The sequence below is a fragment of the Prosthecobacter fluviatilis genome (genome assembly GCF_055388355.1).
The window spans coordinates 581,562-598,352 of record NZ_AP043782.1 but is presented as its reverse complement, the minus strand read 5'-3'; the positions used below and the strand labels follow the sequence as shown (position 1 = coordinate 598,352).

Sequence of the window (16,791 nt, the reverse complement as noted above, 5' to 3'; positions counted from 1 at the left end):
AAATGGCAAGCGTCGGAATGCATCACACGCCGCCCCGGTACTCACCCGGCGCCACGCCGACCCAGCGCCTGAACACGCGGGAAAAGATGGCCGCATTGGCATAGCCCACGTTGGCGGCCACGACTTCGAGCTTGTCGTTCCCAGCCTCAAGCAGTCGGCGCGCATGTTCCATGCGCAGGCAGGTCAGGTGCTGCATCGGGCTGCGTCCCAGCTCCTTCATGCACAGGCGGCGCAGGTGCTCCGGGCTGCAATGGCTACGGTGCGCCAGCTCCGCCAGTGTCCAGTCACGCATCAGGTCGCGCCCCACATCCGCCCAAAGTTTCGCCACACGCGGCTCCCGGCTGCGCCAAGGCTGCGCGATACGGCGGATGGTGCCATGCAGCAGCTCCAGCCAGTGATGCAGCAGGCGCGGCTCGCGCTCCCCTTCCCACTCCGCACGCAGTCCGGAAATGATGCGCACGATTTCATCCGCACGCGCCGTGGGCATGACAGGCGATGCGGCACCCACGACGGGCGTGACAAAGCTGGGCTCATCATACCGCACCCACGCAAAGCACCAGCGCTCGCGCCCTTTGGCCTCAAAGGCATTCAGTACACGAGGCGGCGCCAGGCACACCATGCCGGGACGCACCCGCTGCCAGCGGCCATCGAGCAGGATGGAGCCCTCACCGCTCACGCAGGCCAGCACAAAGCTTCCCGTCGGGCTCATACGCACCCGGCGGTAGGGCGGCAGCGCCTCATCCATGCCAAAGCGTGCGATGCGGTGCGTCGTCATCTCCACACACTCCCGCGACTCCACCACCCAGCGACGCGTGCGTGGACCGTCGAGCGTGGTTTCAGCGAGGTTGGTCGTCATGGGGGGAAATTACAGCGTGCCGCGCAGCCTTGGCAAGTTCCGCTGCTTGACGCGCAGACCAGGTGCATTTCAGGCATGACACCGTGCATGCGGTCCTGCTAGCCTGCGTTTATCCCACCCGTTATTCCAACCATGAAGCAATTCCTCTCCCTGCTCCTTCTCACCACCGCGCTGCATGCGGAGCCAGTCTCCCTCTTTGACGGCAAAACGCTCGACGGCTGGGACTACGACCCGAAAATCTGGCGTGTGGAGGACGGCATGATCACCGGCGGCTCCACCACGGAGAAGATCAAGGAGAACCACTTCATCTGCACCAAGAAGAGCTACCAGAACTTTGAGCTGAAGCTCAAGATCAAGGTCAGTGGCGATCCAACAACCGGCATGCTCAACAGCGGCATCCAGATTCGCAGCCTACGCGTGCCCGGTGGTGCGCACATGACGGGGTATCAGGTGGATTGCGGCGCGGGCTGGTTTGGCAAAATTTACGATGAGTTCCGTCGCAACAAAGTGATCTGGGCACCCACGCCCGACCAGCAGGCAGCGCTGGACAAGGCCGTCGATGTCCTCGGCTGGAATGAGTACCGCATCCGTGCCGAAGGGCCGCGCATCCAGACGTGGATCAACGGTGTGCAGTGCATGGACTACACCGAGACGGACAAGAACATTGCGCTGGACGGCCTCCTCGGCCCGCAGGTGCACAGCGGCGGTGTGTGCCTCGTGCAGGTGAAGGATGTGACGATTGAAGAACTGCCGCCCACGCCCGGTGCGCCGACATGGGAGTCACTTGGCGGAGTGGACGCCGCGCGCAAACTCGTCGCCCCGCCGCCGAAGCCGCAGGCTGATGCTAGCGAGGCACCGAAGCGTGACATCAGCTACAACAACGTCCAAGGCACCGCTTTGACCGCCGAGGAGCAGTTGAAAAAGTTCCGTGTGCCCGAAGGCTATGAGATCGAGCTCGTCGTCAAAGAAAGCGAAGGGCTCGGCAAATTCGTCAGCGTTTACTTTGATCAACGAGGGCGAATGTGGACGCAGACGGCGCTGGAGTACCCGGTGGATGCGAATGAAAACCCCGCAGCCGCAGAGGCGGTGTATGCGGCCCATGGCAAGGACAAGGTGATCGTCTATCCGCGGGAGTCGGTGAATGGGCCGATTCCCGCGGGTGGACTCACCAACCCAACCGTCTTTGCCGACGGTCTCGCCATCCCGACGGGGATGCTGCCCTGGGGCAATGGTGATACGTGCTACGTTCAGCACGGCCATGACCTGAAGCTGTACAAAGACACCAATGGTGATGGAAAAGCGGACAAGTTCGAAGTCATTCTCACCGGCTTCGGCGTGCAGGATTCGCACCTGTTCCCGCATCAGTTCACGCGTGCCCCCGGCGGCTGGATCTGGATGGCGCAGGGCCTCTTCAACAACAGCAAGGTGAGCAAGCCCGGCAGCGATGTGGTCATTGATTACCCCAAGTGCGGGATGGCACGTTTCCGGCCCGATGGCAACGAGTTTGAAATGACCAGCGTCGGCCCCAACAACATCTGGGGACTCGTCATCACCGGCGAAGGTGAAACCTTCATTCAGGAGGCCAATGATTATGGCTACCCCATCATGCCCTTCCATGAGTATGCGTACTATCCCGGCGGCATGGAGGCGCTCAAAAAGAGCTATCAGCCCGACTTCCCTCCGCAGGCCGAGTTCCGCATGGGTGGCACGGGATTGAGCGGCCTTGCTTTGATTGAGAGCGGCTCTCTCCGCGACCCCAAAGCCGCATACACCATGGCCGTCGCCAATCCCATCACCTCCAAGATCCAAACCATCGGCATGCACCGTGACGGCGCGTATTGGAAACTTGAACAACTTCCCGACCTCATCACCTGCGATGATCCTTTCTTCCGTCCTGTGGGCCTTACCAACGGGCCTGATGGCTGCATCTACATCGTGGATTGGTACAACAAGATCATCTCCCACAATGAGGTGCCGCGCACGCATCCGGATCGTGACAAGACGAGGGGGCGTATCTGGCGTGTGAAGCCGAAGGGTGCGAAAACGGAAGTGGCTGACTTTATGAAGCTGAGCAGCGATAAACTCATCGCAATGCTTGGCACGGAGCCCGTCGCAAAAGCGCATCTGGCATGGCAGACACTAGCGGACCGCAGCGGTGAATCCGACGATACCCTAGTCAGCCTCAGCCACACAGCCAGCCAAGCCGTGAAAACGACGGCGATGACAGTCCAGGCTTTGTGGGCTTTTCAAGAGCACGGCACAAGGTCGTTCCAAACAGAAAACTTGAACATGCTGCCCCTCAAACACGCCGCCCCACTGCTTCGGCGGACCGCAGCCGAGTTCCTCGGGGGAAGGCTTTATTCCTTTGATGCCCACGGTGTCAGCACTTCTCGTTCGACCGCCCAGCTGCGCGGCCTGGCGAAAGATGCAGATCCTGCGGTACGAGCTGCAGGCATTCGTTCGCTCGGATCATTGCTGGCCTTCGTTGAGGGGCCAAACCATGGTGAAGAAGAAACGGAGGCCATTGATGCATTGCTGGCCTTCGCGAAACCCAGCCTCCCCGGTCCAACCATTCAATCCTCCCGTGGGCCGAAACAAATCCCTGTGCGTGAGGCTTATGACCGCGAGTTCGAACGCTTCCTAGTGCGCATGTTCCTTGAACGTCACCCTGTCGTCGTCGCAAAGTTCCTCGACTCCGAGGCTGCGGTGAAGCTTCCAGTGGAAGCCCGCGTGCTGGCATCGCTGGCCTTGGAGCCGAAGGCCAGCGCCTCACGTGTCGCCAAGCTGCTGCCTCAACTGGACCGCGCACCGAATGATGAGGAGCTTCTGCGTCTGGCTCAGTTTCCCGAAGAGCCCGGTGTGGGCGATGCTCTGAAGACGCTGCTGACGAATGAAAAATCCCGAGTGGCTGTCGCAGAGAAGCTGCTGGCGCAGCGCACCAAGCTGGACGCCGCCAAGATCGCGCCACTGCTGACAGAAGCTGCGAAGGAGATGCTCCACAGGGATGCGGGTACTCCTGCCCGCAATGAGGGCGCCGATGCAGGCATGAGTGCCCGCATCACTTTAGCCCTGCAGCTTATCGGCGGTTTTCAGCTCACTGCACTCGAGGGGGATCTCGTCGCGATGGTGGAGCAGCGGCGATCTGTCGCTCTTCTTAACACACTGCGCGATCTTCATAGCAGCGCTTCCAGCCTGCTTGCCTTGATTGCTCAATCCGATGGCAATCTGCTCATTCGCGATGCCGCGCTGCAAGCTCTGGCAGCTTCACGTGCACCTGATGCCGCCGGAAAGTTCCTCGCTCTCTACCCCAGCCTCCAGCCTGCTCAGAGACACGACGCGCTCAGCAGCATCGCCAGCACCAAGGCAGGAGCGCAGACCATTGTGGCTGCGTTGCTCGACAAATCTCTGCCGCAGTCCGATCTCGACGGCCTCACCATCGAAAAGCTCGCCACCGTGCTCGGTGGTGATCCTGCATTGGAGAAACTTCAGCAGCAGCTTGGCGGCATCTTCCATGAGGTGCTGCTTTTGGATGGCGAAGACACCGCCTGGGTGGACTCCAAGATCACGCTCAACGGCCCCTTCACGGTCGAGGCCTGGGTGCGCCTCTCGGAAGGCATCAACAATGCGGACAGCCTGCTCGGCACGCCGGGTGGTGTCGACATGAACTTCTTTGCCTCCAAATTCCGCGTGTATGCCGGCTCCGAATTAAAGGACGTCTGTGTGGCCTCCAAACCTATGACACCGGATCTCTGGACTCACATCGCCGTCACACGCGACGACAAGAACATCATCCGCATCTACCAAAATGGCGAGCTGGATGCCACCGGCACCAAGCCCGCGCCCGCGAAGTGGGAAAACTGCAAAATCGGCTGGAGTGGTCCCAACAAAGGGACTGAAGGAGCGATCACGGAATTCCGTGTGTGGAACCGCGCCCGCACTGCAGTGGAGATTCGCGCCCATTTTGACCGAAGCCTTGCTTCACACCCCGCCATCATCACGGCGGCCTCCAAATTTGGCAAAGGCGCTCGCATCGCCAAAACCATCGATACTCCACCGCTGCTCACGGAGGAACAGGCCAAGGCGCTGGACACCAAGTTCGCCCAATTCACCGCTCTGGCTCCCAAAGGCAACGCAGCCAATGGCAAGGCCCTCAGCGCCCTCTGCATGGCCTGTCACCAGATCGGCAATGCAGGGGGGCAGATCGGGCCAAACCTCAGCGGCGTGGGTGCCATGGGTCTGGAGGCCATCCTGCGCAACATCCTCACGCCAAACGCCGCCATGGAGCCCGGCTATCGCATCTACCGGGTGGAAATGAAAAACGGAGATCTCATCGACGCCTTCTTTGTCAGCGAGGACAAGCAGGCCACCATCATCCGCCAGCCCGGCCTGCCCGATCGCCGCCTGGACAAAAAAGACATCCGCAGCACCAAATTCATCCGCCGCTCGCTGATGCCAGAGGGGCTGCTGGATGCGCTGCAGGAGCAGCAAGTGGCTGATTTGCTCGCGTATTTGATGACGCTGAAGGGCTAGCAGCAAGTGCCGACACCTGACGTGTCGCACTGCCCCATGAGGCGTAAACCACGTCAAACCTCAACCCGGGACTTGGCAAGTCACGCTCCTTGGGATAAGCGCTGCCATGCCTACCGCCTCCACCGAAAGCCCAGCCAAGCCCGCCGCCCCGGCAGACCTGGAAATCAAAGATGCCCAGCTTATCTTCAATCATGTCTGGAAACAGCTCGAAGAGGAGTATGGCCGCGACAAGCTGCGCTTCCCGAAGGAGCTGATCCTGCTCGGGGGCGCACCGGGCGCTGGCAAGGGCACCAACACCGACTTCATCCGCGAGGTGCGCGGCATCACCGCGCAGCCCATTGTGGTCAGCGCATTGCTGGACAGCCCGGAGGCGCAAAAGCTCAAAGCCCAGGGTGGCATGGTGGGCGACCGCGAGGTGGTGGGCATCCTCATCCGCAAGCTCCTGGAGCCCGAGCAGCAAAACGGGGCCATTCTCGACGGCTTCCCACGCACCAAGGTGCAGGTGGAATGTCTCAAGATGCTCTTTGATGAAATGATCCGCCTGCGTCGCGACTTTTCGGAAACACCCGATGCCGCGCATTTCAAGCAACCCATCTTCCACATCATGGTGCTGTTTGTCGATGAGGCGGAAAGCATCGCCCGTCAGCTCAAGCGCGGCCAGGAGGTGCTGGCGCACAATGCCGAGGTCCGCAGCTCGGGGCTGGGTGAACTGTGGGAGGAACGCGCCACGGATTTTGATCCTGCGCTGGCGCGCAATCGCTACAAGGTCTTCAAAGAGAAGACCTATGATGCGCTGGTCTCACTGAAGGAGATCTTCCATTACCATTTCATCAATGCGCAGGCGCCTCTGGAGCTGGTGCAGGACAACATCATCCGCGAGCTGGAGTACCAAAGCTCGCTGGAGCTGGACCCGCGCACCTTTGACCAGCTCCGCGACCTGCCGCTGGCCAGCGAGATCGTGCGGCATGCACGCCAGGATCTCGTACGCCGTCTTGATGGCTACAAGGTGCAGAAGCCGGAGCTGATGCAGGCGGTTGTCACCTTCATTCAGGACAAGATGATGCCGATCATCGTGCGGCATGCCATCTCCGGCCGCGCGGACATCAACACCGAGGACAAGCTTTTCCACGATCCCGAAGCGCTGGCGATGCTCATCGACATCTTCTCCGAGCGCGGCTACCACGCCACGGCAGACCTGCACCGCATCGAGATCCCCGAACGCTTTGATCTGCAAACAGGGCAGATTCAGTGCCGCAAGAAAAAGGTCTTCCGTTTCCGCATCATCTTCAAAGGCTCCGAGATCCGTCGCGGCCAGTACCAGTCTTGATGCGTGCTGTTTGAGGGTTGCGGGAGCCCCCGGTACTCTCTAAACATGCGCCCTCATGTCCACCATCGTAGTTACTCAGAAAAACGGCGTCGCCTGCATCGGTGCCGACACGCTCAGCTGTCTCGGCTCCCTGCGGCAGAAGGCTCAGCATGTCGTCAACAAGACCAAGATCACCAAGATCGACGACACCTTCATCGGGCTCACCGGCACCTCGGCCAGCCTGGTGGTGATGAACAGCTACTTTGCCAACCCGGAGCGCCCGCGCAATTTTTCCTCCTGCGAGGCCATCTTTGAAACCTTCCGTCATTCGCACGCCTGGCTCAAAGCCGAGTATTTCATGGCCGCCATGCCGGACAAGGGGGAGGAGTACGAGACGACGCAGTTTTACGGCCTCATGGCCAATCCCTACGGCATCTTTGCCATCTACTCCTACCGCTCCGCGCAGCAGTTTCACAAGTTCTGGGCCGCAGGCTCCGGCCGTGACTACGCGCTGGGAGCCATGCAGACCGCCTACGACAAGGGCAAGACTGCCGAGGAGATCGCCCGCGCCGGGCTGAAAGCCGCCGCTGAGTTTGACAGTGCCACCAGCGCACCGTTTGAGATTCACAACGTGCCCCTGATCTCCGCCGAGAAACCCAAACGTTCACGCAAGAAGTAGCCCCTTTTGCCTTTCTTCTCTCTTCTCCCAACCATGAAGCGACTCCTCCTCCCCTTCCTCGCACTTAGCGCCGCCCTGGCCGACGGCCCCAAGGACAACTCCGCCGAAAATGTGCGTCCGGTGCCGCCTCCCGGCGTGGCCGTACCCGATGCAGACCGCGCTCGGCTCACGGAAGGTTTGAAGAAACTTCGCGCCGCCATCGACGACGCCGCCAAGGCGCAGGCGAAAAACCCACAGCTCGCCGATCTGCTGCCGGACATCGAGATCTACCACAAGGCAGTGGACTGGGCACTGCGCTACAATGAGGTACACAAGCTCGGCGAACTGAAGAGCGCCGATGAAATCCTCGCTGAAGGTCTGCAGCGTGCCGAGCAGTTCAAAGGCGGACAGGCCCCGTGGACCAAGCAGAAGGGACTCGTGGTTCGCGCTTACCGCTCCAAGATCGACGGCTCGGTGCAGCCGTATGGCATGATCATCCCGGAGAGCTACGTGGGAGCTCCGGTCCGCATGGACATCTGGTGCCATGGACGTGGCGAGACGCTGAGCGAACTCTCCTTCGTGGATCAGCGCCGCAAACAGGTGGGCCAGATCGCGCCCAAGGGCGCGCTGGTGCTGCACCCCTACGGCCGCTATTGCTGCGCCAACAAGTTTGCCGGTGAGATCGACCTGCTCGAAGCCATCGACCACGCGTCCAAATTTTACGCGATTGATGAAGACCGCATCATCGTGCGCGGCTTCAGCATGGGCGGCGCGGCAGCATGGCAGTTTGCCGTGAACTACGCGGACAAATGGTGCGGTGCCAATCCCGGCGCCGGATTCTCCGAGACACCGGAATTCCTCGGTGGCTTTCAGAACGAAGACGTGAGCGGCGCACCCTGGTACCAGAAAAAGCTCTGGCACTGGTACAATGCCACGGACAACGCCCTGAACCTGGAAAACTGCCCCACTGTGGCCTACAGCGGCGAGATCGACAAACAGAAGCAGGCCGCCGACATGATGGAGAAAGCGCTGCGCGGAGAGAACGTGGACCTGCTGCACATCATCGGCCCGCAGACCGCGCACAAGATTCATCCCGACTCGCTCATCGAAATCGAGAAGCGCCTCGCGAGCATCGCCGCCGTGGGCCGCAATCGTACGCCAAAGGAGGTGCATCTCTCCACCTGGTTCCTGCGCTACAACCGCATGTTCTGGGTCACGGTGGACGCCTTGGAGCAGCACTGGGAGCGCGGCCGCATCCATGCACGCATCACCGGTCCGTCGGAGATCACCATCAAGCTGCAGAACATCAGCGCCTTCACGCTGGACATGGCCTCCGGCACCTGCCCCATGCCTCTGCTGTTCAAGCCCGTGGTCAGCATCGACGGCCAGCTCCTGGAAGTCACCCGCCCAAAGGTGGACCGCTCCTGGCTGGTGCATTTCCAGCTGAAGAACGGCAAGTGGGCGCAGACGCTGGACAATGACGGCGACGGCAAGCTCATCAAAAAGCACGGGCTTGAAGGCCCTATCGACGACGCCTTCATGGACAAGTTCCTGTTTGTGAAGCCCACCAAGCCCGGCATTGGAGAGAAAGTGGACACCTGGGCCAAGGCCGAACTGGAGCGCGCGCAGTTTGAATGGCGCCGCCAGTTCCGTGGCGATGCCCCGACCAAAGACGACACCGCTATCAACGATGCCGACATCGCCGCCAACAACCTCGTTCTGTGGGGCGATCCGCAGAGCAACGCCGTTCTTGCCAAGATCGCCGACAAGCTGCCCATCCAGTGGTCCAAGGACAAGCTGGTGGCCAATGGCAAGACCTACGATGCCGCGACCAGCGCGCCCGTGCTGATCTACCCGAACCCGCTGAATCCCACGAAGTATGTCGTGCTCAACAGCAGCTTCACCTACCGCGAGTACGACTACCTCAACAACGCACGCCAGGTGGCCAAGCTGCCGGACTGGGCGGTGATCGACATCACCAAGCCCAGGACCAGCCAGGCCCCAGGCGGCATCAGCGACGCTGGATTCTTCGGCGAGAGCTGGGAATGGAAGCCCGCCCCCACCGCCAAGAAGTAAGCCGCCGGTTATGCAGCGCGCTCTCACTGTCCTTGTCCTCCTGCTGCTGACGCACTGCGCCAGCGGCCAGGGGGCCAAGGTTGAAACCGCATTCACGAACAGCCTGGAGATGCCGTTCGTCCGCGTCGCGAGCCTCGGTGTGCTCGTCTGCCGCTATGAGACGCGGGTGCGCGACTACCAGCCCTTTGCCACCGCGACAAACGTCGAGTGGAAAAAGCCCGACTTTCCACAGACGCCGGATCATCCCGCTCTCAATGTCAGCTACACCGAGGCTCTGGCCTTCTGCGAATGGCTCGGCAAGAAGGAAGGCCGCAAGTACCGCCTGCTGACCGATCAGGAATGGAGCCTGCTCGCCGGTCTAAAAGAAGACCCGAAGATCGCCCCCAATCAGCAGCCACCCAGCCCCAGCGTGCACCACTGGGGCACTGGGCCGCTCACCAAGGATTCCGGCAACTTCTGCGACGAGGCCTTCGGCAAAAAGTACCGTAACAGCTACGACGCCAAATGGCTGGAGGTGGACGACGGCCACGCCGACACTGCTCCCGTGGGCAGCTACCCCGCCGATGCAAACGGCCTCCACGACTTCGCCGGCAATGTGTGGGAATGGGTGGACGGCTGGTATGACCCACCAGGGAATACCCTCCGCATCGTCCGCGGCGGCTCCTTCCGTGCCGGCAGCGAAAAACGCCTCCTCGCCTCCTTCCGCGGCCCCGACCCGCACAACGTGCATCTGGACAGCGTGGGGTTTCGGATTGTATGTGAGAAGGAGTGAGACTCAGAAACAAGCCACGTCCAGTCAATCAAGCGTCTCGTCTGAAATCTGCTCCTGATTCTCTTTGTATGTCCGGCCGTGGGAATCGATCCACACTATAGGCCCTGGAGATTGCCTACCTAGCACCACTGAGGAAGCGGCGCTGGGAGACGAAAAAACCGCATCCTCAGCAAAACTTAATCGATCATTTTTCACAACAAGGATTCCAGCGTCGGACAACTTGGTTCGAAGTCTGATCCAACCTTCACTGATGGAGTCAGAAACGGTTTTACTGGCTTCCGATATGCGCGGAAGGCTCGGTTTGTTTGTGTTTTCGAGCTTTGATGTATTCGCGGCTTTGGCTAGCGAGATAAGTTTGGACTCCAAAAATTTAATATGCGCCTTGGTCAGGAGTTCATCCTTGCTGATAAAGCAAATCACGGATTCAAAATCTCGGTTTGCTATATGGCTTTTGAGTCGTGCTCGCAAAACTTCTGCTTCGCCGATATAAATCGAATCATCAAAGTCAGAAGATTCAGATGCACTCTTTAAAAAATAGACGCCAGGGCCATCAAACTCTGCCCGTTCAACAATTTTCTTCAGCTTACTCAGGGGTGAAAAGATTGCCTTCCCGGACCAGTTGCCAATTTCAACTGTCATCGCCCCGGTCGGGATACCATCAAGCATGTAAATTGTTAGCTTCTTACCCATGGCAAACACGCATCGACAGCATAACAACTTCCAACCTCACACCATCAGCGGCGGATGCATCTCAATCGGCGGGATCTTCGTGCACACCCGTCGTCCATCCGGCGTCGTGCCAAAGAACGACCCGGTGGCCGTGCTCTCCGTCTTGATCACGTGGTAGGAGTTGTAGCTGAAAGTCTCCCCCGGCGAGAGATTGGGGAACTGGCCGACGACGCCGTCGCCTTCGACGACCATCGTGTCTCCATCGGAGTCTCTCACGATCCATTTGCGGCCGAAGATGCGCACGATGTCCGGTGAGGCATTGTGGATCGAGAGGTGATACACAAACGGATGGGGCCGGTCCGGCGGAGCAGGTCGCGTCGGATCATAGGCGATGCTGTCCACCGTGACCGTGAGTCCTGGCAGAGGTTCGAAATTCATGGGCGGCAGTTTAATTCATAGACAGGATGCCACAAGCCGGGGTTTGCAAAAAGCAGCCGGACTCCTACCATCCCTGCCACCACCACTCTCATGCCTTCCCCACCTGTCGTACTCACCATCGCCGGCTCAGATTCTTCCTGCGGGGCGGGTGTTCAGGCGGACCTGAAGGCCATCTCCGCCCTCGGCGGCTACGGCCTGAATGCGCTGACCAGCGTGGTCTCAGAGACCCCCGGCATTGTGTCCCAGGTGCGGCTGCTGGATGCCGATTTCATTTCGGATCAAATGCGTGTGCTGTTTGGCGGGTTCCCGATTGCCGCTGCCAAAACCGGCATGCTCGGCGGGCAGGCCCAGGTGCATGCTGTGGCCGAGACCTGGCATCAGCTCGGTCACGGACGTCTGCCGCTGGTCGTTGATCCGGTCATGATCGCCACCAGCGGCGGCAAACTGCTCGAAGACGCCGCCGTGCGCACTTTGATCGACGAACTGCTCCCTCTCGCCACACTCATCACCCCCAATCTGGACGAGGCCCGCGTGCTGTGGGACCGCCCAGTTAATGACCCAGCCAGCATGGAAGCCTGCGCCCGTGAGCTGGGCGGGCGCTTTGATGCCGCCGTGCTCGTCAAAGGCGGACACCTGCAGGGAGACGCCGCCGACGTGCTCTATCTGGACGGCGAATTTTTCTGGCACAGCGCCCCGCGCACACCGGGGGTGCGCACGCACGGCACGGGCTGCACCTTCAGCGCCTCCATCGCCACCGGGCTGGCGCAGGGCCTGGGGCTGAACGAGGCCGTGGCTCAGGCCAAGGCGTTCGTCAGCCGGGCGATCTCCCAGCATTTCCTGTGGCAAAGTGCTGGCGCAGGCCCCGTACATGCTCTCAATCATCTCCAGCAGACCGCCGCATGAGACGACTCGCCCTCATTTTCAGCCTCACCACCTCCGCCTTTGCCGCCAGCAGCACAGAGCCGAAGGACATCACCCAGGCGGGCATCCAGACGGCGTTTCGCATTCTGCAGAAGGAATACATCCGCAGCAGTGATCTCACCTTTGACGTGCTGAACCGCGCCGCACTCTCCGGCCTGCTGCAGCGCCTGGACTTTGGCGCAGAGCTGGTGGCCCGCACCACCACGGCCAAATCCGGCGCTCTCACCGGTGTGCAGGCCGAGCTGCTCAGCCCGCAGACCGGCTACCTGCGCCCCCGCGAATTCACCGCACGGGAGACTGAGGAACTGGAAAAAAACCTCGCCGGATTCGTCGAAAAGAAGGTGGAGCATCTCATCCTAGACCTGCGCAGTCCGGCACCGCCGGGAAACTTCAACGATGCCGCAGACATGCTGAGCCTCTTCATTCCCAAAGGGGAAGTGCTTTTCAAAATGAAGCAGATGGGCCAGACCGCCTCCGAGGTGGAGACCAACACCCGCGAGCCTGTTTGGTCCCGGCAGCTTCTCGTCCTCGTGGATGACGAGACCAACAACCTCGGCGAAACCATGGCCGCCGTGCTGCGTCAGCGGAAGCAGGCGCTCCTGATCGGTGCGCCCACACGTGGCGGCGCGGTGCGCTATGAGACAGTTCCTGTGGATGCCGAATGGTCACTGCGCTTTGCCCGTGCCGAGGTGCTGCTGGCAGACGACAGCTCGGTCTTCAAAAAAGGCCTGCAGCCAGATTTCCCCGTCTCCATGCCGGTCTCCCTCAAGCGCCAGGTCTACCACGCCACGGATGCCAAGGACGTCAAAACCTCCATCACAGACAGGCCGCGCCCGCGTTTCAACGAGGCCGCACTCGTTGCCAATACCAACCCCGAGCTTGATTCCTATCTCAAGCGCTCTGCAGGTGAGGCCCTGCCCGAGGACACACCACACCCCTCCGACACCGTGCTGCAGCGTGCAGTGGACCTCATCACCACGCGCACCCTGTTTCAATCGGCCAAGATCGACTGGAACCCAAAAACACCCGCCAGACAGGAACCACCGGCACGCCGTGCCATACCCGTGACGAAGTGATGGAGATTATCACCCGAGTTGAAACCACCGCCACGATCCTTCGTGTGCTCAGTCCGCGCACCTGCCATGCCGTGCTGCCGAATGGCAAAGAGATCTTTGGCACCACCCAGAAGCACCAGCCCGATTTCCCGCTGCAGGAGGGTGCGACCGTGCGCGTGAGCATGCACGTGTGCGACTTCTCATACGGCGAGATGCTGGGAGCAGCCTGAGCACGACGCTCCCTCACCACACCGCCACCCAAGCACCCGCCTGACGTGCAGAATGCTTCCGCACGCAAGCCACAGGTGATCAGGAGCTGCTGCCGCTGAGCGCCAGCCCAGAGTGCGTGGGGTGCCTCACACCTCGTCCGGTACGACGAACGGCGCGCGATACTTGTCCTTGAGCATCGCGTTGGCGGCATCGTGATCGATGAAGCGCTCCGTCTTGCCGTCCATCTTCAGCACGGGACCGAGCGTGAGCATGTCCTTCGCGAGATCCACTTCGTTTTTGCCCAGGTGTTCCTTCATCCGCGCAAAGCTTTCCTCCGCAAACTTGTCGCCTTTGATCTTCTCCAGAATGGCCGCAGGGTTTTCCTTCTGGCCGAGGCGATGGCTGATGTTGGCCGTATGGCACAGGGCGCTGGAGAGATGTCCTTCGAGAATGTCAGCATTGAGATCTTCCACACGTCGGCTGCGGCAGGCGTTGATGAAGTTTTTGAAGTGGTCTTCGCTGCCTTCAAATTTGGTCATCTCCTTCCCTTCCTTGTCAAAGATGACAGCGCCGGAGTAGTTTGGCACGACGACGCTGCCGCCCTCGCATTCGACGATGACACCCACACCGGCACCGGCTACCCCCTCCTTGCCGTCCTTGCCCGGCAGAGGCTGGAACTTCACGCCCTTGCTGGTCTGCATCAGCTTGTCCATGTTCTTGCCGTCCTTCGCATCCGGCAGGCCGCGCACCTCAAAGATAAGCGGTGCCTTTTCATAGCCGTGGTAGATGATCTGCGTGTTGGCGGTCTCGCCGTCGTCCTCATAGCCCAGGCGTCCGCCCACGCTCCACACACTGGGGGAGAGCTCCATCTCTCCCAGGAACCAGCGCGCAATGTCCATCTGGTGGATGCCCTGGTTGCCGAGGTCGCCGTTGCCGTAGGCCCAGGTCCAGTGCCAGTCATAGTGCAGCTTTTTGCGTGTCAGGGGGCCTTTCGGGGCAGGCCCGCACCAGAGATCGTAGTCGATGGTTTCAGGCACTGGCTGCTCGCCTTCAGCCTTGCCGATGCTGTTGCGACGTTTGTAGCACAGACCGCGTGAGAGCAGGATCTTCCCAAGATTCCCCGCCTGCACATACTTCACCGCTTCACCGATGCCCTTGCGGCTGGAGCGCGACTGCGTGCCTGTCTGGACAATCTTGCCGTACTTGCGCGCGGCCTTGACCATCTGCCGCCCCTCCCACACGCAGTGGGACACGGGCTTCTCCACATACACGTCCTTGCCCGCCTGCACGGCCCAGATGGTGGCCAGCGCGTGCCAGTGGTTGGGCGTGGCGATGCTCACGGCGTCGATGTCCTTGTTCTCCAGCAGCTTCCGTAGATCGCTGTAGCCCTGCACCTTGATCTTTTCCTTGTCATAGGACTGCAGTCCTTTGTCGAGCACCTTGCTGTCCACATCACACAGCGCGGCGACGCGCACGCCCTCGCCGTCCTTGTTGAGCTTGTTGTACCCGCTGATGTGAGAGCCCCCACGTCCTCCAAAGCCGATGACGGCCACGTTGACAGTGTCTCCGGGACTCTTCTGCGCCCAGGAGGTTTTGGCGATGTAGAACACGCCGGTGGAGGCGGCGGCAGACTGTTTGAGGAAGGAGCGGCGGTTGGTCATGGCGTGAAGAAAAACGCCACACAAGCCGGGGCCTTTCCTTTTTGACAAAGGCAGCCCCATCCCTTCGTTGACGCATAAGACCATGACCCGCCTTCTCTCCCTGCTGCTTTCCGCTCTCGCTCTTCTGCATGCCACGTCATCCTTCGCGGCAAAGCCGAACGTCCTTTTCATCCTCTGCGATGACCTCCGCCCCAATGCGCTCGGCTGCTATGGCTCCCCTCATGTAAAGACGCCAAACATCGACCGCCTCGCCAATGAAGGCGTGCGCTTTGCCAACACCTTCTGCACCACCTCGCTGTGCTCTCCGAGCCGCGGCTCCATCCTCAGCGGCCTGTATGCCCATGCGCATGGCGTGACGGACAACTTCACCGAATACCCCGCCACACTCCGCAGCTTTCCCTCCGTGCTGCATGACGCCGGCTACGCCACCGCCTACTTTGGCAAATACCACATGGGCGAAAACAACGACGACCCGCGCGCCGGCTATGACACGTTTGTGACCCACAAGGGCCAGGGCAAATACTTCGACACCGAGTGGAACCTCAACGGCAAAAAGCGCGAGGTCATCAAAGGCTACTACACCACCGTCGTCACCGACCTCGCGCTGGACTGGCTCAAGCAGCAGCAGGACGGCAAGCCTTGGTGCGCCTGCATCGGCCACAAAGCCCCGCACAGCTTTTACACCCCCGAGGCAAAGTACGAGCATGCTTTTGACGACGTGCGCGTTCCCTACCCCGCCACCGCCTTCATGCTGGATGACAAGCCAGCCTGGATCAAGCAGCGCCTCTACACCTGGCACGGCATCTACGGCCCGTTGTTTGAGTGGCGGAAAAAATTCCCCGACGACAGCCCCGCCGCCGTGAAGGACTTTGAAAACATGGTGCACGGCTACTGGGGCACCATCCTCAGCGTGGACGACAGCATCGCCCGCGTGCGCGCCTGGCTGGAGCAGACCGGGCAGCTCGAAAACACCATCATCGTCTTCATGGGAGATAACGGCCTGCTGGAGGGCGAGGACGGCATGGTGGACAAACGCACCGCTCATGAGGCCAGCCTGCGCATTCCGCTCATCGTGCGCGCGCCCCAGCTGAGCAAAGTGCAGAAGGTCATCCAGCAGCAGGTGCTTACCGTCGATGTGGCCCCCAGCCTGCTCGCGCTGTGCGGGGCTCCCGCGCTGCCAAACATTCACGGCAAATCCTTCGTGAAGCTGGTGCAGGGCGGCGATCCCGACTGGCGCACAAGCTGGTTCTACCACTACAACTACGAAAAGCAGTTCCCCTACACGCCCAACGTCCGCGCCGTGCGCACTGACGACTGGAAGTACATCCACTACCCGCATGGCGACGGCTCACCAGACAAGCACATGGCCGAGCTCTACGATCTGAAAAACGACCCCGGCGAAACCAAAAACCTCATCGGCAAACCCGAACTCGCCGACAAGGTGAAGGAGCTTCAGGCCGAGCTCGCCAAACTCATGCTCGCCACCGGCCTCGACGCACAGACCGACAAGATGCCGCTGGATGAAGGCGTGAAGAGCGAGCTGCCGGATGCGAAGATCCGGTGAGAGCCCAGACCTGAGCCTGGCCCTCAGTAAAGAAGAAGCCCGGGCTCGCTTCCAGCGCCCCGTGAGTCTTCCGAT

The 16,791-nt window shown here is 60.8% G+C and carries 13 protein-coding genes; 9 read left to right on the top strand and 4 right to left on the bottom strand.

Translation table 11 applies throughout. The annotated features are described in order from the left end of the window. Positions 1-22 precede the first annotated feature (22 nt). Positions 23-856, bottom strand: a complete 834-nt coding sequence (locus ACZ5WW_RS02075) for an AraC family transcriptional regulator (RefSeq protein ID WP_377169564.1) — start codon at positions 854-856, stop codon at positions 23-25. Between the two features lie 132 nt (positions 857-988). Between ACZ5WW_RS02075 and ACZ5WW_RS02070 the strand changes: the two genes are divergently transcribed. The 5 genes from ACZ5WW_RS02070 (at position 989) to ACZ5WW_RS02050 (ending at position 10,198) form a co-directional block, all read left to right on the top strand. Next, a complete protein-coding gene (locus tag ACZ5WW_RS02070) occupies positions 989-5,386 on the top strand; it encodes a PVC-type heme-binding CxxCH protein (protein WP_377169562.1) in 4,398 nt (1,465 codons plus the stop codon). A gap of 106 nt (positions 5,387-5,492) precedes the next feature. After that, the gene (locus ACZ5WW_RS02065; protein ID WP_377169560.1) at positions 5,493-6,713 is read left to right on the top strand and encodes a nucleoside monophosphate kinase; all 1,221 of its coding nucleotides are present in this window, start codon (positions 5,493-5,495) and stop codon (positions 6,711-6,713) included. A 55-nt stretch (positions 6,714-6,768) separates the two neighbouring features. Next, the gene (locus ACZ5WW_RS02060; RefSeq protein ID WP_377169558.1) at positions 6,769-7,371 is read left to right on the top strand and encodes an Ntn hydrolase family protein; all 603 of its coding nucleotides are present in this window, start codon (positions 6,769-6,771) and stop codon (positions 7,369-7,371) included. A gap of 33 nt (positions 7,372-7,404) precedes the next feature. Then, positions 7,405-9,426 (top strand): prolyl oligopeptidase family serine peptidase, encoded by a 2,022-nt coding sequence (locus ACZ5WW_RS02055; protein WP_377169556.1) that lies wholly within the window; start codon positions 7,405-7,407, stop codon positions 9,424-9,426. Positions 9,427-9,436: 10 nt separating this feature from the next. Continuing rightward, positions 9,437-10,198, top strand: coding sequence for a formylglycine-generating enzyme family protein (locus ACZ5WW_RS02050; RefSeq protein ID WP_377169554.1), 762 nt, complete (start codon positions 9,437-9,439; stop codon positions 10,196-10,198). Between the two features lie 24 nt (positions 10,199-10,222). Here the strand turns inward: ACZ5WW_RS02050 and ACZ5WW_RS02045 are convergent, their stop codons facing one another. Next, the gene (locus tag ACZ5WW_RS02045; RefSeq protein ID WP_377169552.1) at positions 10,223-10,888 is read right to left on the bottom strand and encodes a GIY-YIG nuclease family protein; all 666 of its coding nucleotides are present in this window, start codon (positions 10,886-10,888) and stop codon (positions 10,223-10,225) included. A gap of 36 nt (positions 10,889-10,924) precedes the next feature. Further along, complete coding sequence (locus tag ACZ5WW_RS02040; RefSeq protein WP_377169550.1) at positions 10,925-11,305, bottom strand: ApaG domain-containing protein; 381 nt, start codon at positions 11,303-11,305, stop codon at positions 10,925-10,927. Between the two features lie 90 nt (positions 11,306-11,395). Between ACZ5WW_RS02040 and thiD the strand changes: the two genes are divergently transcribed. From thiD to ACZ5WW_RS02025, 3 genes are read left to right on the top strand one after another with little or no spacing between them, the layout of a single operon-like run. Next, positions 11,396-12,208 (top strand): bifunctional hydroxymethylpyrimidine kinase/phosphomethylpyrimidine kinase, encoded by an 813-nt coding sequence (gene thiD, locus ACZ5WW_RS02035; protein ID WP_377169548.1) that lies wholly within the window; start codon positions 11,396-11,398, stop codon positions 12,206-12,208. After that, complete coding sequence (locus ACZ5WW_RS02030) at positions 12,205-13,302, top strand: S41 family peptidase (protein WP_377169546.1); 1,098 nt, start codon at positions 12,205-12,207, stop codon at positions 13,300-13,302. Before thiD ends, ACZ5WW_RS02030 begins: the two co-directional genes overlap by 4 nt. Next, positions 13,302-13,511, top strand: a complete 210-nt coding sequence (locus tag ACZ5WW_RS02025) for a hypothetical protein (RefSeq protein WP_377169544.1) — start codon at positions 13,302-13,304, stop codon at positions 13,509-13,511. The genes ACZ5WW_RS02030 and ACZ5WW_RS02025 overlap by 1 nt, the downstream gene beginning before the upstream one ends. 126 nt (positions 13,512-13,637) lie before the next feature. On the opposite strand, the gene ACZ5WW_RS02020 is transcribed toward ACZ5WW_RS02025, so the two are convergent. Beyond that, the gene (locus ACZ5WW_RS02020) at positions 13,638-15,152 is read right to left on the bottom strand and encodes a Gfo/Idh/MocA family protein (RefSeq protein WP_377169542.1); all 1,515 of its coding nucleotides are present in this window, start codon (positions 15,150-15,152) and stop codon (positions 13,638-13,640) included. 82 nt (positions 15,153-15,234) lie between these two features. Here ACZ5WW_RS02020 and ACZ5WW_RS02015 point away from each other — a divergent pair, with 82 nt between their 5' ends. Continuing rightward, the gene (locus ACZ5WW_RS02015) at positions 15,235-16,716 is read left to right on the top strand and encodes a sulfatase family protein (protein ID WP_377169540.1); all 1,482 of its coding nucleotides are present in this window, start codon (positions 15,235-15,237) and stop codon (positions 16,714-16,716) included. Positions 16,717-16,791: the final 75 nt, after the last annotated feature.